This is a genomic window from Nocardioides sp. 1609, assembly GCF_004522105.1.
Lineage (GTDB): Bacteria > Actinomycetota > Actinomycetes > Propionibacteriales > Nocardioidaceae > Nocardioides.
Map to the genome: position 1 here is coordinate 487,626 of NZ_SPUJ01000001.1, position 18,561 is coordinate 506,186.

Here is an 18,561-nt window from a genome sequence, read left to right on the forward strand (position 1 = left end):
GTGGCACCGACGAGTCCGCCGCGCGCCGGCCCGGGGGCAGACCCGCGGCGTCAGGCGACGTGGCGTCGCGAGAGCGCCGCCGCGTAGATCCGGTCGAGGGCGGCGACGTGGCCGGCGAGCGCGAAGCGCTCCTCGGCCCGGCGGCGGGCCTCGCGACCCTGTTGGAAGGCCACCGCCGGGTCCATCGTGAGGATCCGCAGCGCCTCGGCCAGCGCGTGGGGGTCGTCGGGCTCGACGAGGGCACCGGTGACGCCGTCGTCGACCAGCTCGGACAGGCCGCTGGTCCGGGTGGCGACCACGGGTCGAGCGGCGCTGAACGCCTCGAGGAGCACCCTGGGACGGAACTCGTCGGCCCGCGCGGGCACCACGACGACCGCGGCGTCGCGCATCCGCTGGTGCCGCTCGGCCTCGTCGAGGCGGGCCCGGAAGGTGACGCGGCCGGGCACCACCTCGGCGGCCTGGCGCTCGAGCCCCGCGCGCGCGGGGCCGTCGCCGGCGATCGTCACCGGCAGGCCCCGGGGCAGGTGGCGCACGGCGTCGACCAGTACGTCGAGTCCGTCGTCGTGACCGATCCGGCCCGCGTACAGGACCCCGTGCCCCGGCCGGCGCGCAGGCGCGACGGCGTCGACGTCGATGGCGGTGTCGAGGGGCACGAGCCGGACCGGGTCGAGACCGCGCTGCGCCAGGGCGCGGCGCTGGGCCTCGCTCGCGCAGACCAGCACGTCGACCTGCCCGAGCCCCGCAGTCCAGCCGGGCCGGACGGGCGCCGCGAGCGGCCGAGGGGTCCCGGCCGGGCTGCGGAGCGGGACCCGGTGGTCGGGGGTCGCGGCGACCCCGGCCGGGTCGGGCGGCGCGAGGTCGTGGTCGAGGGTCAGGACGGTCGGCACTCCTGCCGCCGACGCCGCCGCCGCAGCGGCCAGGAGCGACGGCACCGGCGCGTGGTGCAGGTGCACGACGTCGGGCCTCGTGCGGTGGAGCACCCCCACCACGGCGGCGGTGGGGTCGGCGAGGTCGTCGACGTCGTGACCGGCCGTGCGTTGCGCGAGGACCAGGTCGAGGAGGTACCGGTCGCGAAGCCCCCGTCGGTGGTCGATGCCGCCGACGTGGAGGACGCGCATCAGAAAGCGCCCCTCCGGGAGGCCACCGCGGTCACGGTGCGCAGCAGGATCGAGATGTCCGCGACGGCCCGGCCGTTGTCGACGTAGCCGGTGTCGAGTCGCATCGAGCGCTCCCGGCTCAGCAGCGACCGGCCGCTCACCTGCCACAGTCCGGTGATCCCGGGCTTGACCGCGAGCCGGCGCCGCTCGCCCTCGGTGAAGCAGGCGACCTCCTGGGGCAGCGCGGGCCGCGGGCCGACCAGCGACATCTCGCCCAGGACGACGTTGAGCAGCTGCGGCAGCTCGTCGAGCGAGGAGCTCCGGAGCAGGCGGCCGACCCGGGTGACGCGCGGGTCGCGGTGCAGCTTGAACAGGACGCCGTTGCCGTCGTCCTGCCCCTCGAGCTCGGCGCGGAGGTGCTCGGCCTCGGTCGTCATGGTGCGCAGCTTGTACATCGTGAACGGGACGCCGTCTCGCCCGACCCGGACCTGGCGGAACAGGGCCGGTCCGGCCGAGTCGAGTCGGATGGCGAGCGCGGCGACGAGCAGCACGGGCGAGACCGCGACCACCAGGGCGGCGGCGAGCACGCGGTCGGCGACGGTCTTCGCGAGGGCGTAGGTGGTGCTGCCGCCCGGGGCGGCGACGAGCTCGACGGTCGAGCCGCCGACGGCCGTGACCACGATGCGGTGCGGGGCGACGTCGTCGGTGGCGCTGACCACGGCGAGCCGGGTCTCGGTGGCCTGCAGGTTCCACGAGAGGCGCCGCAGGTCGTCGGGGGTCACGACGACCCCGGGCGCGACGACGACGAGGTCGGTGGGGTGGCGGCGCACGTGCTCGACGACGTCGTCGAGCGTGCCGATCGCGGCGATCCCGAGGTCGCCCAGGCCGGCGGCCGCGCACTCCGGGGTGGTGCCGAGGGCGAGCCCGCCGACCACGCGCACGCTGCCGTCGTCGATCCAGCGGGCGATCATGCCGCGCACCTGCGGGAGGTCGCCGACGACGAGGACCCGCGGCGGGTGCGCCCGACGGGCACCCAGGGCGGCCGCACCGGTGGCGACCACGAGGGACGCCCCTCCGAGGACCAGGGTGTCGTCGAGGACGGCCGAGGCTCCGGCGAGCAGGTGGAGCGCCACGACCAGGACGGCCGTGCCGAGCGCGAGGTGACGCGCCGTGGCCGCCGACACGGCGGCCGGCGCGGGACCGGAGCGGTGCTGGGCCGCGGGCACCTGCACCCAGGTCAGCGCGAGCACGCCGAGGGCGGCCCGCACGTCCGCGCCGACCGCGACGGCGGTCAGGAGGACGGCGAGCGAGCTGACCAGGAGCGTGACCCACGGCAGCCGCAGCACGGAGCGGGTGATGCGGGCTCCGAGCCGCGGCGCGGGTGCGGGTGCGAACCGTGGTGCCGCTGCGAGCCGTGGTGCGGCTGCGAGCTCGAGCGGGACGTCCGGCCCGTGGGCCGTCCGGGCCCGCTGGGCCACGAAGTGAGCATGGTGCTCCGACACGTCGAACATCTGCGCCATCTGATGATCCCCCCCAGGACCTGCCGGCTACATCCCCCGATGAACCCCGATGAACGGAGCCCGTCCGGCGAGCCGACGCCGGACGTGTGAATCATGAACTGAGAACCGCACTGGACACATCATCCAAATACGGGTTACACAGAACATTAACGGACGACCCCACATCAGGTCACGTGTGATCCACAGCACCGTGACCTGCGGCACTATCGCGGTGACTCGGAGGCCGCGAGCCGCGACTTCCACTCGCGGAACCCCTCCTCGGTGCGACCGGCCCGCCAGTAGCCCGAGACGGAGGCGTCCGCGCGGGGCACGCCCCGCTCCTGGAGCAGGTAGGGCCGCACGCCGTGCATCACGGACCGGGCCTCGCCGTGCACGAACGCGTGCACCCGACCGGGACGCCAGGGCACCGCCCGGACGGCGGCCTCGAGCCCGCCGCGCACCCACGTGACCCGCACCCCACCCGGACCGTCGAGCGGCTGCTCGTGCTCGGGTCCCGGGACGTCGAGGACGACGTCGCCGACGGCGTGGGACGGCAGCGCGGCGAGCGCCGCGCGGATCGCCGGCAGCGCCGAGGAGTCGCCGGCCAGCAGGTGCCAGTCGGCGGCCGGGTCGGGCGCGTAGGCGCCGCCCGGCCCCCGGACCTCGACGCGGTCACCGGGCTGCGCCGCCACGGCCCACGGCCCGGCGACACCTTCGTCGCCGTGGACGACGAAGTCGATCGCGAGCGTCCGGTTGGCGACGTCGGGCTCGACGACGGTGTAGGTGCGCACCACGGGCGCGTCGTCGGTGCCGAGCACGAGCTTGACGTAGCGGTCGGTGAACACGCTGTCGGCGAACGCCGAGAGGTCGGCGCTGCGGAACCGGACCCGGACCATGCCCGGGGTCAGTCGTTGCGTCGCGGTCACGTCGAGCGTCGTCGTCCCTGGCACCCCGCGAACCTACGTCGCCGCTCCACACGGCCGTCCGGGCGACGAGGTCCCCACGAGGTGCGGGATCAGCCGAACCGGCCGTTGACGTAGTCGCTGGTGCGCTGGTCGCGGGGGCTCCCGAACATGGCCTGGGTCTCGCCGTGCTCGACGATCACCCCGGGCGTGCCGTGGGAGGCCAGGAAGAACGCGCACTGGTCGGAGACGCGCGCCGCTTGCTGCATGTTGTGGGTGACGATGACGATCGTGACCTCGCGGGCCAGGTCGAGCATCGTCTCCTCGATGACCCGGGTCGAGGTCGGGTCGAGCGCGGAGCAGGGCTCGTCCATCAGCAGCACGCGCGGCTTGATCGCCAGCGACCTCGCGATGCACAGCCGCTGCTGCTGGCCGCCCGACAGGCCACCTCCGGGGGCGTCGAGACGGTCCTTGACCTCGTTCCACAGCCCGCCCTTGACCAGGCAGGACTCGACGAGGTCGTCCTTCTCGCTGCGCGAGGCCCGGGCGCCGGTGAGCTTCAGCCCGGCCAGCACGTTCTCCCGGATCGACATCGCCGGGAACGGGTTGGGCTTCTGGAAGACCATGCCGATCGACCGGCGGGCGTCGATGAGCCGCTTGCCGGGGTCGTAGATGTCCTCGCCGTCGAGCAGCACCTCGCCCGCGAGCGCGGCCGACGGGACGAGCTCGTGCATCCGGTTGAGGATCCGCAGGAAGGTCGACTTCCCGCAGCCGGAGGGGCCGATGAGCGCGGTGACGCCGCCGGCCGGCATGACCAGCGAGACCCGGTCGAGCACCTTGCGGTCGCCGAACCACGCGCTGATCTCGCGGCCCTCGATCTCGGCGAGGGCCGGGCTCGCGGGAGCGGGAGCGGGGTCGGCGGGCGCGGTCTGCGCGGGCATCAGGCTGGTCATCGGGGTCCGATCTCGTGGCTGTCTCGTGTCCGGTCCGGTGCCGGGCGGCCGCGGGGTGCGACCGCCCGGCCCGAAGGGGTGCTGCTACTTCTTGAAGGTGACGGTGAAGCTCTTCGAGGAGCCGAAGCCGTTGGCGTCGCCGCCGTAGACGACCTTCAGCGTGCTCCGGCCGGCGCCGACCTTGGCCCGCTTCAGGGTGATGGTCACGGTGCCGCCGCGCAGCACGCCGGTCCCGACGGTCTTGGCGCCCTCCTTGATCGTGACCTTGCCGCTGGGCTTGGTCGAGGTCGCGGCGAACGTGACGGTGACGGCGCCCTTGGCGACCTTCGCCTTCTTCGCCACCGAAGCCGGGAAGGTCTCCTTGATCGACGAGGCGGCCTTGACCGTGACCCTGCCGGCGGCCTGCGAGGCGACGTAGGCCGACCCGCTGGCAGGCACGAAGCGGGCGGTGACGGCGTACGTGCCGGGCGCGACGCCGGTCCGGCTCAGGACGGCGGTGCCGCCGCTGAGGCCGACGGAGCCGAGGACGGTGCCGTTGGCGAGGAACTGCACGGTGCCGGCCGGCGTGGAGGACCCGGCGACGCGGGCGGTGAGACGCAGCGTGCGGGCCGCCGTGCTGACGCCGGCGACCGTCGTCCGGGTCGTGACCGCGGCGACCGGCTCGTTGGTGGTGAAGTCGGTCGTCTTGGCCTGGGTGGCCTCACCGCACACGCCGTCGTTCTCGGCGGTGGCGAGCTGCTTGAAGCCGGCCGCCTCGATGAGCGGGAGGGCGGCGTCCGAGCAGACGAAGCCGGCCGGACCGAAGACCTTCGTGATCTCGGGCTTGCTGGCGTCGGTGCCGCGGACGACGTTGTAGAGCGCCCGGTCGGCCTTGAAGCCGGTCGGGATGCGCAGCTGGGTGCCGAGCAGGCCCGCGCGGCCGATGGAGAACGGGCCGACGGCGTTCGCGTCGTTCCTGATCGGGGCCGGGTCGTTCTCCTGCACGACGGCGACGTTCACGCCGAGGGTCACGGTGGTGCCGCCGTTGAGGGCCTTGAGCTCGTTGAGGAAGAACGACCGGGTGCCCGAGCCGTCCTGCGGGATGAGCGGCTTGATGGTGGCGTTGCTCGTGCCGCCGACCTGGTTCCAGGTCGTGAAGTCGCCCTTGTAGATCCCGAGGATCTGCGCGCCGGTCAGGCCGGTCGGGGCGTTCGAGGCCGTGGAGCCGGACACCGCGACGCCGAGGGAGTCCAGGGCGAAGGGGAAGGCCTGGAGGCCGGCGTTGGCCTCCGCCGCGTTGAGCTCGGAGGAGGAGCGGGCGAAGTCGAGCTCGGCGGTGTCGTTCGCGCCGTACAGCCGGCCCTTGCCGGCACCGGAGCCGTTCGGTCGCGCGATGGTGACGCCGGCGCGGAGGGTGACGTCGCCCCCGCCGGTGGCGGCGAAGGTCGCGAGCCGGTTGGCCGGGGTCGGCGTGGTGGCGTTGTAGGCGTTCGCCAGCCGGAACAGCGCGTTCTGGGTGGTGTCGGAGCCGGCGCCGACGAGGTCGGCGGCAACGGGGGTGAAGGCGGTGTCGTCGGGGTCGACGGCTGCGTGGGCAGCGCCGCTGGAGACGAGCACGAGGGCCGAGCCGACCACGGTGGCCGACAGGACGCCGGCGAGAGACCTGCGTACGAACATGACGAGTGAGCTCCTCAGAGATGGTGCTGCGTTGGGGTGGTTCAGGAGTGGTGCGGGTGCTGCGGTGGTGCGGGTGCTGCGGTGCTGCGGGTGGTGCGGATCGTGCGGATGGAGCGACGCGGGCCGGCTAGACCAGGTTCGGCAGGAGACGCACGAGCGTGTCCGTGGTCCACCAGGCCAGGGCGAGCGCGAGCGGACTCGCGAGCACCCAGACCAGGGCGGCCGACCAGCGTTGTCGGGCGGCGACGACCCCGAGCGTCAGCGCCAGCAGGAGGGCAAGACAGAGGGCGAGCAGGGGAAGCGCGGCGCCGTCGGTGGCCATCGCCCGCTCCGACTCCGGGAGGACGACGGGCCGCCCGCCCGGCGCGGGCGCGCCGTCGGTCGTCTCGGCGTCGACGTAGACCGTGGTGTCGGGTGTCAGCGCCGACAGCCGGCCGTCGCCGACCGCGGAGACGAGGGTCAGCCGCGCGACGCCGTCGACCGGCGGCTGCGGGAGCGGGTCGCCGTCGTACCGGACGCCGATGACCCGCAGGGTGCGCTCGCCCTGGGCGGTGACGACGCCGACCTCGTCGCCGACCTGCAGGGACGTCAGCCGCTGGAACGGGGCGCCGTAGGTGCCGGCCCGGCCGTAGACCTGCGAGACGCCGACCTGGCCCGGGAGCACCGTGTCGCGGCGGTGGCCCGGCCCGGCCCGGAGGTCGCCGGACGCGGTGCCCTCGACGACCACCTCCTCGAGCCCGATGGCCGGGACGCTGAGCAGCGCGACCGGGTCGCCCGCGGGCACGACGGGGCCGATCGGCGCGGTGAGGTCGGCCAGCTGGGTGCGGAACCGGTCGTGGAGCAGGCTCTGCTCGCGGTCCTGGGAGATCCCGCTGAGCACGAGCACCTGCGCGCAGGTCCAGAGGCAGACGATCGCCACCATCACCAGGGTGGTCTGGACGACGGCGTGCGCGCCCTCGGCGGGCGGCCTGGGTGGCCGGGGCGCGCGCGGCGCACGGCCCGGGGCGGTCGCCCCCGGGGCTGTCGCCGGCGCCTCGGCGGGCGCATCGACGGGCACCGGGCCGGCGGGCGGGTCGCTGGTGAGCGTCACGAGAGGCTCCGCGGCGGTCGCACGAAGAACCGCGACCCGACGGTGCCGGCCAGCGCGAGCAGACCCACCCCGAGCAGGGCCGGGAAGAGCGCGCCGGCCAGCCCGGACGACTCCGAGGCCGTGGCCGCGGTCGGCGCCACCTCGGCGTCCACCTCGGCCACCACCTCGGTCGGGGCGGCGGCCGTCGGTGCCGCGCTCGGCACGGGGTCCGCCGGTGGCGTCAGGTCCTCCTCGGCGGGGGCCTGCCCCGGCGGCGGGGTCCCGCCGTCGACGTCCGGCTCCTCGGTCGGCTCCGCCGGCTTCGGCGTCTGCGCCTCGATGGCGGCGGCGACCTCGCGGGCCGAGGTGAGCAGCTTGGCGGTCGGCCCGGTGGCCCGGATCGGCACGAAGCCGCCCGGCAGCCGTCCGTTGGCGCTCCCCTGGCGCTGCCCCTCGGTCGTCGCGATCCGGATGAAGGAGGCGACGTCGGCGGCGAGGTCCTTCTCGAGGCCGCGGGTCTTGGCGGCGGTGTAGACGACCATGGTGCCGGGGTAGGCCTGGCGGTTCCGGACGACGTCGGCCTGGTCGAGCGCGAACGGACGACGCGGCCCGGCCTGCTCGGAGATCCCGATCGCGGCGCCGAGCGACCGCTCGGTCGGCGCGACGAAGGTGCCCGGTCCGGTCTGGAGCCGCGCGACGCGCAGACCGTAGCGGGCGGCGTCGCCGAGGCTGACGATGCCGAGCATGAACCGGGAGCCGTAGGACTGCTGGTCGACGCGACCGGTCTTGTCGCGGCCGGTCGCGGGGTCGCGCTCGCAGCGGGTCTGCACGTTCGGCCACCCGTCGAGGACGGCCTCGGCGACCTGCCGCAGCCGGGTCACGGGAGCGGCGAGCTGGTTGAAGTAGACCGCCGGGTTGGCGGTGCGGCACACGTCCTGCGTCTCCGGGACGTAGGTGTCGAGCAGCGGCCACTCGGCGCGCGGGAGCTCGATGCCCCGGTAGCTCGGGTTGACGACCATGCCCGACTCGTCGGGCTTGCCCTTGACGAACGCCATCGCGGCGCGGTCCTGGGCGATGTACTCGGTCAGCTGCTGGATCACGTCGGAGTCGTCGGACAGGGCGAGCAGGGTGGCCGCCGCCTCCTGGGCGTTGGTGCTGAGGCCGCGGTTGAGCGCCTGGAACTCGGGGTCCTCGACGATCGCGAGCGGGTTGTCGGCCATGCCGGGGTGCCCGCGCCCGAGGTCGGAGCCGAGGTAGCTCTGGGTGAGCAGCTTGGCGATCAGGCGTGGCGTCAGCCGGAGGTCGGTGAACTCGCCGGCGTTGTCGGGCCGGTCGACGACGTAGCCGATGCCGAAGCCGGTGAGCGCGGTCGGTGCGTAGCCGACCGGTCCCCCGGTCCGCTCGTGCTCGGAGGAGACCACCGCCGCCGGCGCCCGACCCTCCTGCATCAGGGTGAACCCGGCGACGTCGGACATCTGGTTGAGCTCGAACTTGAACCGCTTCTCGTCCAGGCAGTACGCCGGGGCCCACTGCAACGCGGCCTGGGCGAGCAGCTCGGAGCCGTAGAAGCCCACCGGCGAGCGGGAGTCGAGCACGTCGCACACGCTGGGCGGCAGGCCGAAGGTGATCGGGATGGTGAACCGGTGGCGCCAGTTCGACGCCGCCCACCACAGGGACGGGCTGACGGCCTGCGCGGCCCCGAGGTTGGTGAAGTTGCTGGACCCGGCCCCGAAGACGCCGGACGAGCGGCACTCGCGGTCCAGGCGGGTGGGCTCCGCGGCCTCCTGGTCGCAGCTGAGGCCGACGATCGGGAGGACGACGATCGAGCAGTCGACCTCGTGGGAGCAGCCCAGCGACTCGTTCTCGACGTTGCTGCGGACCTCGAACTGCACCGACCCGTTGCCGTCGAGGTCGGTGAAGGCCGCGACCTCGGCGGGCGGGAACGCGCCGCCGACGGCGGCCTCCGGGGGCATCTGCTCGGCGTCGCACGCCGGGAAGACCTTCCCCGCGGCCGTCACGAACTCGGTCAGGTGGGTGGCGAAGCCCTCGGTGTCGGCGGTCGGGCAGAGGGTCGCGTCGGGCAGCGGCTCCATGCCGGACACGCGCTGCTTGTCGGTCGGGTCGGCGTACAGGTCCTTGGTCCAGGTCGACTCGACGGCGATCGACTTCTGCACCTGCGAGCGCTGGGCGTACGCCGAGGTCCAGCACGTCTCGGGACGCAGCTGCTGGTCGAGGGGCAGGGTCGCGTCGTCGCGCCCGCGGCACTGCAGGACGACGACCGGGTACTCCTGCTGGAGCCCGCCCACGCCGTAGGGGTTGCTGGCGCGGCCCGCGCTCGGCCGGGCGCCGCTCCACGACACCTCCACGCGCTGCCGGCCGCGGAGGTCGGTGGTCTGGTCGGCGCTCACGGTGACGTCGTAGGTCGAGTCGACGACCGGCTGGCCCTGCGCGTCGACGAAGGTCCGGGTGAGGGTGCGGGTCTTCTCGTAGCCGCCGGCGGGCGCTCCGGGTGCGCCCGGATCGGCGGCGGCCCGGCCCTCGGCGCCGTTGGGCACGGCGAGGAGCAGGGCGGCCAGGAGGAGCGCGCCGAGCAGGGCGAGGGGCCGTCGGCGGGAGCGGGGCGTCCGGGGGGTCATCGCGCGACCTGCCCCTCGCGGCGTCGGCGGCGCAGGACCGAGACCACGATGCCCGGCACCAGCACCAGGGCGAGCAGCTCGACCACGGCCACCCAGCCGAAGGTCCGGGCGTCCATGGGACGGTCGTCGACGAGCGTCGAGGTCGCGTAGATCTCGTCGACCGACGTCGCGCCGCCGGCGTCCGCGGTGCCGACGACGGCGCCGGTCTCGGGGTCGACCTGCTCCGGTGCGGCTCCGCCTCCCGGTGCGTCCTGGCCGGCGCCGCCCGGACCCGTGCCGGGTGCTCCGGTGCCGCCGCCGTCCTGGCCGGTGCCGGTGCCGGGTCCGGCGCCGTCGGTGGACGGAGCCGCGGGGTCGTCGGTGCTGGGCTCGCCGGTCCCGGTCTCGGTGCCGCACGGCCCGGCCCCCTGCTTGTCGCAGGACGCGGGCATCGGGGCCTTCTCCGCGAGGACGTTCTTGTTGGGGTTCGTGCCGTCGAAGGTCGGGTTGGCGCAGGTGGTGACGTCGCGGTTGTCGAGCACGACGGCCGGGTCGGCCTTCTTCAGCTTGGCGAGCTGCTCGAAGCCGGCCTGCACCAGGTTGAGCGGCAGCGGCGAGTAGCCGTAGTCGCCGGCCTTGTCCTGCCCGCCGCACAGCGAGTAGTACATGAAGTCGGCCAGGGTCTGCCGCTTCGCCGTCGAGTCGAGTCGCCGGTCCCCCGCACCGGTCGGGATGATCATGTAGGAGTAGGAGGAGATGGGGTACGCGCGCGGGTCGGCGTTCGTGTAGACGCCGTCGAGGATCTGGGTGAGGTAGGTGCTCGGGTTGTTCTTGTCGGTGGTGTTGATCCGCGCCTTCGTCAGCGCGACGGCGGTGTTGTACTCCGTCGGCTCGACGTAGTAGCCGGCCTTGTTGAGCACCTTCACCACGGGGTAGCCGGCCTCGCGCGGGTAGGAGTACTCGACGTAGCCGATGGTGCCGTTGCCGGTCGCCGCCTTGATCGTCGACATGACCTGGTCCGAGCCCGACTGGCCGATCATCCGGCCCTTGCGCGGGTAGTACGACGTGAGGCCGGACTTGCCGAAGTACGGACGCCAGTGCGAGGGGTAGGCCTTGTCGAGCCAGGTCGTGAGCTGGGCCGTCGTCCCGGAGCCGTCGGAGCGGACGACCGGGGTGATCGGGATCGCCGGGAAGCCGCGGCCGTTGTTGTCGGCCTGGATCGCGGGGTCGTTCCACATGGTGATCTGGTTGGTGAAGATCTTGGCGATCGTCTCGCCCGAGAGCCTCAGGTTCTTGACCTGCTCGTTGCCGACCTTGAGCTGGTAGGTGAAGGCGGTGCCGCCGGCCACGATGGGCAGGTAGGCGAACTCGCGTCCGTTGCTCGTGTCGGCGTTGCCGTCCTCGTCGGTGCCCTGGAACGGGATCTCGGAGATGGCGAAGTCGTTGGTGTTGAGGGCGAAGTCGCGCCGGCCCTTCGTCGAGCCTCCGCCGGAGTAGACGACCCGGATGCCGCTGGAGTCGACGTCGGCGATCCACTGGTCGACCATGATCTTCGACCACGTCGAGCCGGTGCCCTCGATGGTCGCGTACGCCGCGCGCCCGGCCGCCGGGACCGCCGGGGTCGACGGGCCGGTCGGGACGGGCGCGGCCGTCCGGGCCGTCGGGGCCGATCCGCGCGGAGCCGGGTCCCGAGCGTCGTCGGCGACCGACGGGACGGCGGCGGTGAGCAGCGCGACCGCGGCCAGCACGAGCGTGGCGGCCCGCCGGCGGAGGAGGTGGGCGTTCATGAGGCCTTCCGGGTGCGCGAGGAGGAGGACCGGCGCAGGCGGCTGCGCAGGGTCGGGCGGTTGCCGCGGGGCCGCGCGAGGAGACGCGCCACGACGAAGAGGACGAGGACGAGGAGCAGCAGCGCGAGGGCGGCGCCGTAGCCGCGCTGCATCAGCGCGTTGTCGCCGCTGCGGACGCTGTCGAAGATGAACAGCGGGAGCGAGGTCATCGAGCCGTGCGCCGGGTCGGAGTTGTAGAAGGCCGCCGAGCCCGAGGTGAGCAGCACCGGGCTGGTCTCGCCGATCCCGCGGGCGACACCGAGGATCAGCGCCGTGGCCAGGCCGGGGCGTGCGGTCGGGAGGACCACGTGCCACACCGTGCGCCACCGGCTGGCGCCGAGCGCGAGGCTCGCCTCCCGCAGACCGCCGGGCACGACCCGGAGCACGACGTCGGCGGCCCGGGCGATGATCGGCAGCATCATCACCGAGATCGCCAGGCCCGCGGCCAGGCCCGAGCGCTCCTGGCCGAGCGCGATGATCCAGACCGTGTAGATGAACAGTCCCGCCACGATCGAGGGGAGCGCGGTCATCGCCTCCACGACGGTCCGGACGATGCGCGCGAAGCGCCCGCCGACCTCGGTCATGAAGACGGCGGTGCCGATGCCGAGCGGTAGCGTGATCGCGACGGCGATCCCCACCTGGACGAGCGAGCCCGCGATCGCGTGGCCGACGCCGCCCTTGTCGAAGGAGTCGCGCGGCCCCACCCCGCTCATGTCGTCGACGAAGAAGTTGGCGTTGGTCAGCGGGCGCCAGCCCTGCAGGACGATGAACACGACCACGCTCACCAGCGCTCCGAGCACGACCACCATCGCGCCGTGCACGACGACCGCGGCGACCCGGTCCTTGACGTCGACGGACGTCCCGGTCATCGCGGTCGCGACCCCGGTGACGACGACACCCGCGACGAACCAGACGACGACGAACCAGGGGATCCCCTCCAGGGGCAGCAGCCGCTGGGTGATCAGCCACGCCAGGCCCAGGGCCGAGAACCACGCGCCGACCCGGACGAACAGCTCGTCGGGCGACCGCCGCCCCAGGCCGGCCCGCGGTGCGCGGGGCGGCGCGTCGGCGTCGTACGACGGGAGGTGGGTGCGCGGCGCCGGGTCGTCGCCGGTGCCGGTGGTCCCGGTGGTGGTGTCCGGGGTGTCCGCGGTGAGCGTCATCAGGCGTCGACCCCCGCACCGGAACGGCTCCGGTTCACGATCAGCGCGGCGACCGTGTTCACGGCGAGGGTGAGCAGGAAGAGCGCGAACCCGGCGGCGAGGAGCGCCGACAGCTGGGCGTCGGAGGCGTCGCTGAACCGGCCGGCGATGAGCGCGCTGACGCTGCTCGACCCGATCTCGGTGAGGCTCCACTTGATGTCGTAGACCGGCGAGATGATCAGCAGCACCGCGATCGTCTCGCCGAGCGCCCGGCCCAGGCCGAGCATCGTCCCGCCGATCATGCCGCCGCGGCCGAACGGCAGGACGACGTTGGTGACGACGCCCCACTTCGTGGCGCCGAGGGCCAGGGCCGCCTCCTTCTCGCCCTGCGGGGTCTGCGAGAAGACCTGCCGCATCACCGCGCAGGCCATCGGCATCACCATCATCGCGACCGCGATCGAGGCGCAGAACGACGAGGAGATGTAGCGCGTGGAGTCGGGGATCGCGGCGTTCGGGTCGGTGCCGGGCACGTCGAAGAGCGGGATCCAGCCGAGGTTCTGGTGCAGCCAGCGGGCGAACGCCGACGAGTGCGGCATGATCAGGTCCTTGGCCCACAGCCCGTAGACGATCGACGGCACGGCGGCCATCAGGTCGATCACCGAGACCAGCGTGCTGCGGAGCCGGGCCGGCGCGTACTCGCTGACGTAGAGCGCCATCAGCACCGCGAGCGGGAAGGCCATGGCCATCGCGGTCAGGCCGATGGCGATCGACCCGAGCATCACCGCGGCGATGCCGACGACGTCGGTGTCGGGCGACCACTCCTGGGTGGTGAAGAAGGCGAGGCCGTAGCGGTCCAGCGTCGGCTTCAGCTGGGCGCCGAGGAAGATCGCGACGCCGCCGGTGATGACGAGCACCGAGGCGCCGACGACGCGGACGCTCCAGACGAACACGGCGTCCGCGCCGGTGCTGCGCTTCGAGAGCCGGCGCGGCTGGTCGTCGGCCTCGGACCGCTCGGTGCGGTCGAGGTCGGGCAGTGTGGTCGTCACCTGTGTTGCTGTCCCCGCTCGGGTGAAGAAAGGTCCGTTGACTGGTCCGCGCGGGGTCCACCCGGCGAGCCGCGAGCAGTCTCGGGAGGCCGACGTAACGCCGAGGGCGTCGGCCGTGAACGACGGACGAACAGGACGGCGGCGTTCGACCAACAAGGCCGGACCCTGGGGAGGAGCCTGGCCCGGAGTGACTATCCCGCCTGGTCCGACCGGGCCAGGGGGACCGCCCGGACGGTCAGGGAGCGGTCTCGACCTGCTGCACGATCGCGCGCCGCGAGGCCCGCCGCAGCGTCGTGAGCACCGCCGGGCCGAGGACGACGACGGCCACCGCGGTGGTGATCGCCCGACCGGTGTCGAAGCTGCCGGTGGAAGTGATGAGCGTGTAGACGCCGAAGGTCCGCAGGTTCTCGCCGACGCCGGCGGCGGGGTCGAAGGAGAGGTTGCCGTCGTGGCCGGGCACGGCGACACCGAGCAGGAACGGCCAGCTCGAGAGGTTCATCAGGGCGCCGAACAGGTAGGCGGCGACGACGCCGTACGCGGCGAGCACCGCGATCTCCCAGCGCCCCCGGACCTCCCGCCCGAGCACCCGGCGCGGCAGCAGCCCCGCCCCCATCCCGACCCAGGCGGCGCAGAGCATCTGGAAGGGCAGCCACGGACCCACGCCGGCGGTCATCAGCGCGGACGCGAACAACGACGTCACGCCGAGCACGAAGCCGAACCCGGCACCGAAGACCCGCCCGGACAGGATCAGCAGGAAGAAGACCAGCTCGACGCCGGCGGTGCCCGCCGAGAGCACCCGCATCAGCGCGTTGATCGCGGCGAGCACCCCCAGGACGGCGAGCACCCGCGAGTCCATCCCGCCCTCGCTCATCTCCGCGAGCACGACGGCGATCACCACCGGGAGCAGCACGAGGAAGAGGAACGGCGGGTCGATCCGCGCCTCCGAGCCCGGCGCGACGCGCACCAGGAGCGGCCAGCAGAGCATCATCAGCCCGACGAGGGAGGCGAGCGCCAGGGTGAGCCGGGTGCGCCCGCCGAGCGGGAGGGCGCGAGGGTCGAGGGTGGTCCTGTCGGCGGCGCTCACGGTCGCGCCACCATCCGGGCCACGACCTCGTCGACGCGGAGCCACGGGCTGCCGAGAACCTTCATCACCTGGGGCGCGAACGCCGGCGACTCGGCCACCACGCGCCGGGTCGGTCCGGCCGAGACGACCTCGCCCTCGGCCAGGACGACGACGTCGTCGGCCGCGATCGCGGTGAACTCGACGTCGTGCGTGGCCACCAGGACGGCGTGCCCGCGGCCGGCGAGGTCGCGCAGGATCCGGGCGAGCTCGCCCTTGGCGGCGTAGTCGAGGCCGCGGGTCGGCTCGTCGAGCAGGACGACGCTCGGCTCGGGCGCGAGCACCAGCGCGAGGGCGAGGGCGAGGCGCTGGCCCTCGGACAGGTCGCGCGGGTGGTGCTCGTCGTCGATGCCGGGCGCGAGCCGGTCGAGGATCGCCCGGGCGCCCGCTCCCCCGGCGGCGCACTCGTCGGCGACGGTCTCGAGGTAGAGCAGGTCGGACGCCGTCTGCGGCAGCAGCCCGACCAGGCCGCGGCGTCCGGCGGCGTCGAGCGTGGCGGGGTCGGCCGCGGCGTCCGCGCGACCCACCCGGACCCGGCCGGCCTGCCGCTTGCGGGTGCCCTGGAGGGTCCAGAGCAGGGTGGACTTGCCGGCGCCGTTGCGCCCCATCAGGGCGGTCACGCGACCGGCGTCCAGGGCGAGGTCGACGCCGCGCAGGGCGACCGTGCCCCCGACGCTCACGCCGACGCCGCTCGCGGTGAGCAGCGGGTCGGGCGTCGCCGGGGGCTCGTCGGCGGGCGGGGTGAGCACCAGCGCGCGGGCCGGGCGGCGGGCCTCGCGGACGCTCAGCGGCAGCGGCGACCACCCGGCCGCGCGGCCCAGCGCGACGATCGGGGGCACGACGGGTGAGGTGGCCAGCAGCTCGGCCGGCGCACCGACGTCGACCCGCCCGCCCCCGGTGAGCAGGACCATCCGGTCGGCGAACGGCACGACCCGCTCGAGCCGGTGCTCGGCGAGCAGCACCGAGACGCCCAGGTCGTGGACCAGGCGGGTGATGGTGGCCAGCACCTCCTCGGCGGCGGTGGGGTCGAGCGCCGACGTCGGCTCGTCGAGCACCAGCAGCCGGGGGTGCATGGTGAGCACCGAGCCGATCGCGACGCGCTGCTGCTCGCCACCGGACAGGGTGTGCAGGTCGCGGCGGCGCAGGTGCGCGATGCCGAGGAGGTCGAGGGTCTCCTCGACGCGGCGGCGCATCGTCTCCGGCGGGAGGCCGAGCTGCTCCATCCCGTAGGCGAGCTCCTCCTCGGCGCTGTCGGTGACGAACCCGGCGACGGGGTCCTGGCCGACGTAGCCGATGGCGTGGGCGCGCTCGCGCGGCGGGGTGTCGATGATGCTGGTGCCGTCGAGCAGCAGGTCTCCGCGCAGCACTCCCCCGCTGAAGCGCGGGACGAGACCGGTGACGACGCCGAGCAGCGTCGACTTGCCGACGCCGGTCGGCCCGGAGACGAGCAGCAGCTCGCCCTCGTCGACGTCGAGGTGCACGTCGTCGAGGATCGGTGCGCCGGCCTCGTAGCCGAAGGTGATCGCGCGCAGCGAGAGGAGGTCGGTCACCGGGTCACCGCCGGGGGCGGGGTGACGGCGACGGCGGCCAGGCCCAGGAGCGCGGCGGCGAGCGCGGTGAGGCTGACCTCGGGCGCGCTGCCGAGGGCCGGGTAGGCGACGAGCAGCTGGTGGTGGCTCACCCACCAGCCGAGGACGGCGACGGCCGCGCCGACGGCGACCACGGCGAGCTCGGGGCCCTGCCAGCGGTCGGGGCGGTAGCGGGTGCGCTCGACCCGGCGCCCTGCGCTGACCAGCCCGGCGATCGCGACCGCGGCCCCGAGCGCCAGCATCGGCCCGGCCAACAGGCGCGGAGCGGTCTGGTCGAGCAGCGCGTAGACGCCGACCGCGACGCCGCAGAGCCCGCCGAGCAGTAGCGCACCGGTGGTGCGCCGCTCCCCCGGCGAGGCCGTGCCGGAGCGGCCGTAGCCACGGGTGTCCATGCCGGCGGCGAGCGCGAGGGACCGGTCGAAGGTGTCCTCGAGGACCGGCACCAGGAACCGGCGCAGGCGCCGGACCCGGCCGGTGTCACCCGCGCGCAGCGCCTGGGCGGCCCGCACCCGCTGGATGCTCTGGGTGAACTGCGGCAGCACCGTCACCGCGACCACGAGCGCGGTCCCGATCTCGTAGAGCGCCGGCGGCAGGCTGCGCAGCAGCCGCTTGGGGTTGGCGAGCGAGTTGGCGGCGCCGACGCAGATCACCAGCGTCGCGAGCCGCAAGCCCTCGTAGAGACCGGCCAGCAGCGCCTCCCCGGTGACCGGGCCGAGCAGGGTGATGCCGAGCACGAAGTCGGGCAGCGGCACCTCGGGCAGGTCGAGCACCACCTCGCCCGGGTAGCCGCCGCCCAGGACGACGCGCCACAGCACGCGCAGCACGACCGCAGCCACCCCGAGCCACACGTAGAACCGGAACGACCGCGCCCACGGGTGGTCGGTCCGGCGCAGGGTCACCACCACCGCGACGACGCCGACGATCATGAGCAGCACCCACGGGTTGGTGGTCAGGGACGCCGCCGTCGCGAGACCGATCGCCCACAGCCACCAGGCCACGGGGTGCAGGTCGCGCGGCAGCGCCCTCACGGCGCCGTCACCGGCCGGTCACGGGGCCGGTCGCGGGGCCGGTCACGGGGCCGTCATGGTGTCGGTGTGCCCCGCCGCCGCACCACCAGCGCGACGCCGGCGCCCGCGAAGAGCAGCACGATGACGCCGGGCGCGACCCAGCCGGGCAGCCCCCCGTCGTCGGACGGTGCGGCGACGGGCTCCAGCGGCTCCGCGACCGTCGAGGCCGGGGGCAGGGTGTCGGAGGTCGTGGGACCGGGGGTGGTGGCGGCGTCCGTCGGCGTCTGGGACGGCGACGCGCCCGGGGTCGTCGTGCCGGGCGTCGTCGGCGCCGTCGTGCCGGGTGGGGTCGTCCCGCCCGGCGCCGTCGAGGGGTCGGCCGACGGATCGTCGCCGCCGCCGTTCCCGCCGCCGCCCGGCGCCTGCGTGGAGGGCTGGTTCGACGGCTGGTTCGACGGCTGGTTCGACGGCTGGCCGGACGGCTGGCTCGGCTGGCCCGACGGCTGCGTCGAGGACTGGGTGGGCGTGGGGGCCGGCGGCGCCGGCGTCCGCGGGGAGACCCCGGGCGCGTCGGCCGAGCCGGTGCCCTGCTTCCACGACAGGCCGACCCAGGCGCCGTCCGGCACCTTGAGACCGTTGACGCCGTAGTTCGAGTACGTCCACCGCCCGCTCGTGCCGTCGGACCACCACAGACCCCAGTACGCCGTGTCGGGCGGGGTCTCGTTGCAGCCCTCCTCGGAGCCCTGGGGAAGTCCGGAGACCCGGCACACGAAGAACCCGGTGCCGCCGCTCACCGGGGTGAGCGCGAAACCGGCACTCGGGAAGAGCGAGGACGCGGCCTTGCCGGCACCGCCGGCGACGCAGCTTCCCTGGACCCCTCCCCCGAGCTCGTTGAAGTCGACGACGACGGTGACGCCGCCGCTGCTCGAGCAGGTCGCGGCCGCGGCGGGGGCGACCGGGCCGGCCAGGGGCAGCGCCAGGCCCGCCGCCGCGGTCGTGACGACCGCGGCGACGAGCCTCGTGAGCGAGCGGAGCACCAC

The 18,561-nt window shown here is 74.3% G+C and carries 14 protein-coding genes; all 14 read right to left on the minus strand.

The annotated features are described in order from the left end of the window. Positions 1-50: 50 nt before the first annotated feature. Positions 51-1,118, minus strand: a complete 1,068-nt coding sequence (locus E4623_RS02215; RefSeq protein ID WP_134764876.1) for a glycosyltransferase family 4 protein — start codon at positions 1,116-1,118, stop codon at positions 51-53. After that, the gene (locus E4623_RS02220) at positions 1,118-2,617 is read right to left on the minus strand and encodes an exopolysaccharide biosynthesis polyprenyl glycosylphosphotransferase (RefSeq protein ID WP_134764877.1); all 1,500 of its coding nucleotides are present in this window, start codon (positions 2,615-2,617) and stop codon (positions 1,118-1,120) included. The genes E4623_RS02215 and E4623_RS02220 overlap by 1 nt, the downstream gene beginning before the upstream one ends. A gap of 203 nt (positions 2,618-2,820) precedes the next feature. Continuing rightward, complete coding sequence (locus tag E4623_RS02225; RefSeq protein WP_280633625.1) at positions 2,821-3,546, minus strand: siderophore-interacting protein; 726 nt, start codon at positions 3,544-3,546, stop codon at positions 2,821-2,823. A gap of 65 nt (positions 3,547-3,611) precedes the next feature. Next, the gene (locus E4623_RS02230) at positions 3,612-4,439 is read right to left on the minus strand and encodes a phosphate ABC transporter ATP-binding protein (protein WP_134764878.1); all 828 of its coding nucleotides are present in this window, start codon (positions 4,437-4,439) and stop codon (positions 3,612-3,614) included. 96 nt (positions 4,440-4,535) lie between these two features. After that, positions 4,536-6,107 carry an Ig-like domain repeat protein gene (locus E4623_RS02235; protein ID WP_134764879.1) on the minus strand — a complete coding sequence of 524 codons (1,572 nt, stop codon included), beginning with the start codon at positions 6,105-6,107 and terminating at the stop codon, positions 4,536-4,538. A 127-nt stretch (positions 6,108-6,234) separates the two neighbouring features. Continuing rightward, entirely contained in the window at positions 6,235-7,197 is a 963-nt protein-coding gene (locus E4623_RS02240) for a class E sortase (RefSeq protein ID WP_134764880.1), read from the minus strand. Beyond that, positions 7,194-9,812: a hypothetical protein gene (locus E4623_RS02245; protein WP_134764881.1), complete on the minus strand. Its 2,619-nt coding sequence runs from the start codon at positions 9,810-9,812 to the stop codon at positions 7,194-7,196. Before E4623_RS02245 ends, E4623_RS02240 begins: the two co-directional genes overlap by 4 nt. Then, positions 9,809-11,578 (minus strand): phosphate ABC transporter substrate-binding protein PstS, encoded by a 1,770-nt coding sequence (locus tag E4623_RS02250; RefSeq protein ID WP_134764882.1) that lies wholly within the window; start codon positions 11,576-11,578, stop codon positions 9,809-9,811. The genes E4623_RS02245 and E4623_RS02250 overlap by 4 nt, the downstream gene beginning before the upstream one ends. Further along, a complete protein-coding gene (gene pstA, locus E4623_RS02255) occupies positions 11,575-12,780 on the minus strand; it encodes a phosphate ABC transporter permease PstA (protein WP_134764883.1) in 1,206 nt (401 codons plus the stop codon). The genes E4623_RS02250 and pstA overlap by 4 nt, the downstream gene beginning before the upstream one ends. Next, a complete protein-coding gene (pstC, locus tag E4623_RS02260) occupies positions 12,780-13,805 on the minus strand; it encodes a phosphate ABC transporter permease subunit PstC (RefSeq protein ID WP_245154791.1) in 1,026 nt (341 codons plus the stop codon). Before pstC ends, pstA begins: the two co-directional genes overlap by 1 nt. Before the next feature lie 235 nt (positions 13,806-14,040). Then, positions 14,041-14,889, minus strand: a complete 849-nt coding sequence (locus tag E4623_RS02265) for an ECF transporter S component (RefSeq protein WP_348537279.1) — start codon at positions 14,887-14,889, stop codon at positions 14,041-14,043. Beyond that, the gene (locus tag E4623_RS02270) at positions 14,886-16,475 is read right to left on the minus strand and encodes an ABC transporter ATP-binding protein (protein WP_209020449.1); all 1,590 of its coding nucleotides are present in this window, start codon (positions 16,473-16,475) and stop codon (positions 14,886-14,888) included. The genes E4623_RS02265 and E4623_RS02270 overlap by 4 nt, the downstream gene beginning before the upstream one ends. Continuing rightward, complete coding sequence (locus E4623_RS02275; RefSeq protein WP_134764884.1) at positions 16,472-17,542, minus strand: energy-coupling factor transporter transmembrane component T; 1,071 nt, start codon at positions 17,540-17,542, stop codon at positions 16,472-16,474. Before E4623_RS02275 ends, E4623_RS02270 begins: the two co-directional genes overlap by 4 nt. Before the next feature lie 53 nt (positions 17,543-17,595). Further along, positions 17,596-18,561 carry a hypothetical protein gene (locus E4623_RS22435; RefSeq protein WP_167736432.1) on the minus strand — a complete coding sequence of 322 codons (966 nt, stop codon included), beginning with the start codon at positions 18,559-18,561 and terminating at the stop codon, positions 17,596-17,598.

What these genes read in the sequence shown, in the direction of transcription:
- E4623_RS02245 (WP_134764881.1), bottom strand. Translation starts at nt 9,812, where the DNA reads ATGACCCCCCGGACGCCCCGCTCCCGCCGACGGCCCCTCGCCCTGCTC.
- E4623_RS02220 (WP_134764877.1), bottom strand. Translation starts at nt 2,617, where the DNA reads ATGGCGCAGATGTTCGACGTGTCGGAGCACCATGCTCACTTCGTGGCC.
- E4623_RS02215 (WP_134764876.1), bottom strand. Translation starts at nt 1,118, where the DNA reads ATGCGCGTCCTCCACGTCGGCGGCATCGACCACCGACGGGGGCTTCGC.
- E4623_RS02230 (WP_134764878.1), bottom strand. Translation starts at nt 4,439, where the DNA reads ATGCCCGCGCAGACCGCGCCCGCCGACCCCGCTCCCGCTCCCGCGAGC.
- E4623_RS02235 (WP_134764879.1), bottom strand. Translation starts at nt 6,107, where the DNA reads ATGTTCGTACGCAGGTCTCTCGCCGGCGTCCTGTCGGCCACCGTGGTC.
- E4623_RS02250 (WP_134764882.1), bottom strand. Translation starts at nt 11,578, where the DNA reads ATGAACGCCCACCTCCTCCGCCGGCGGGCCGCCACGCTCGTGCTGGCC.
- pstA (WP_134764883.1), bottom strand. Translation starts at nt 12,780, where the DNA reads ATGACGCTCACCGCGGACACCCCGGACACCACCACCGGGACCACCGGC.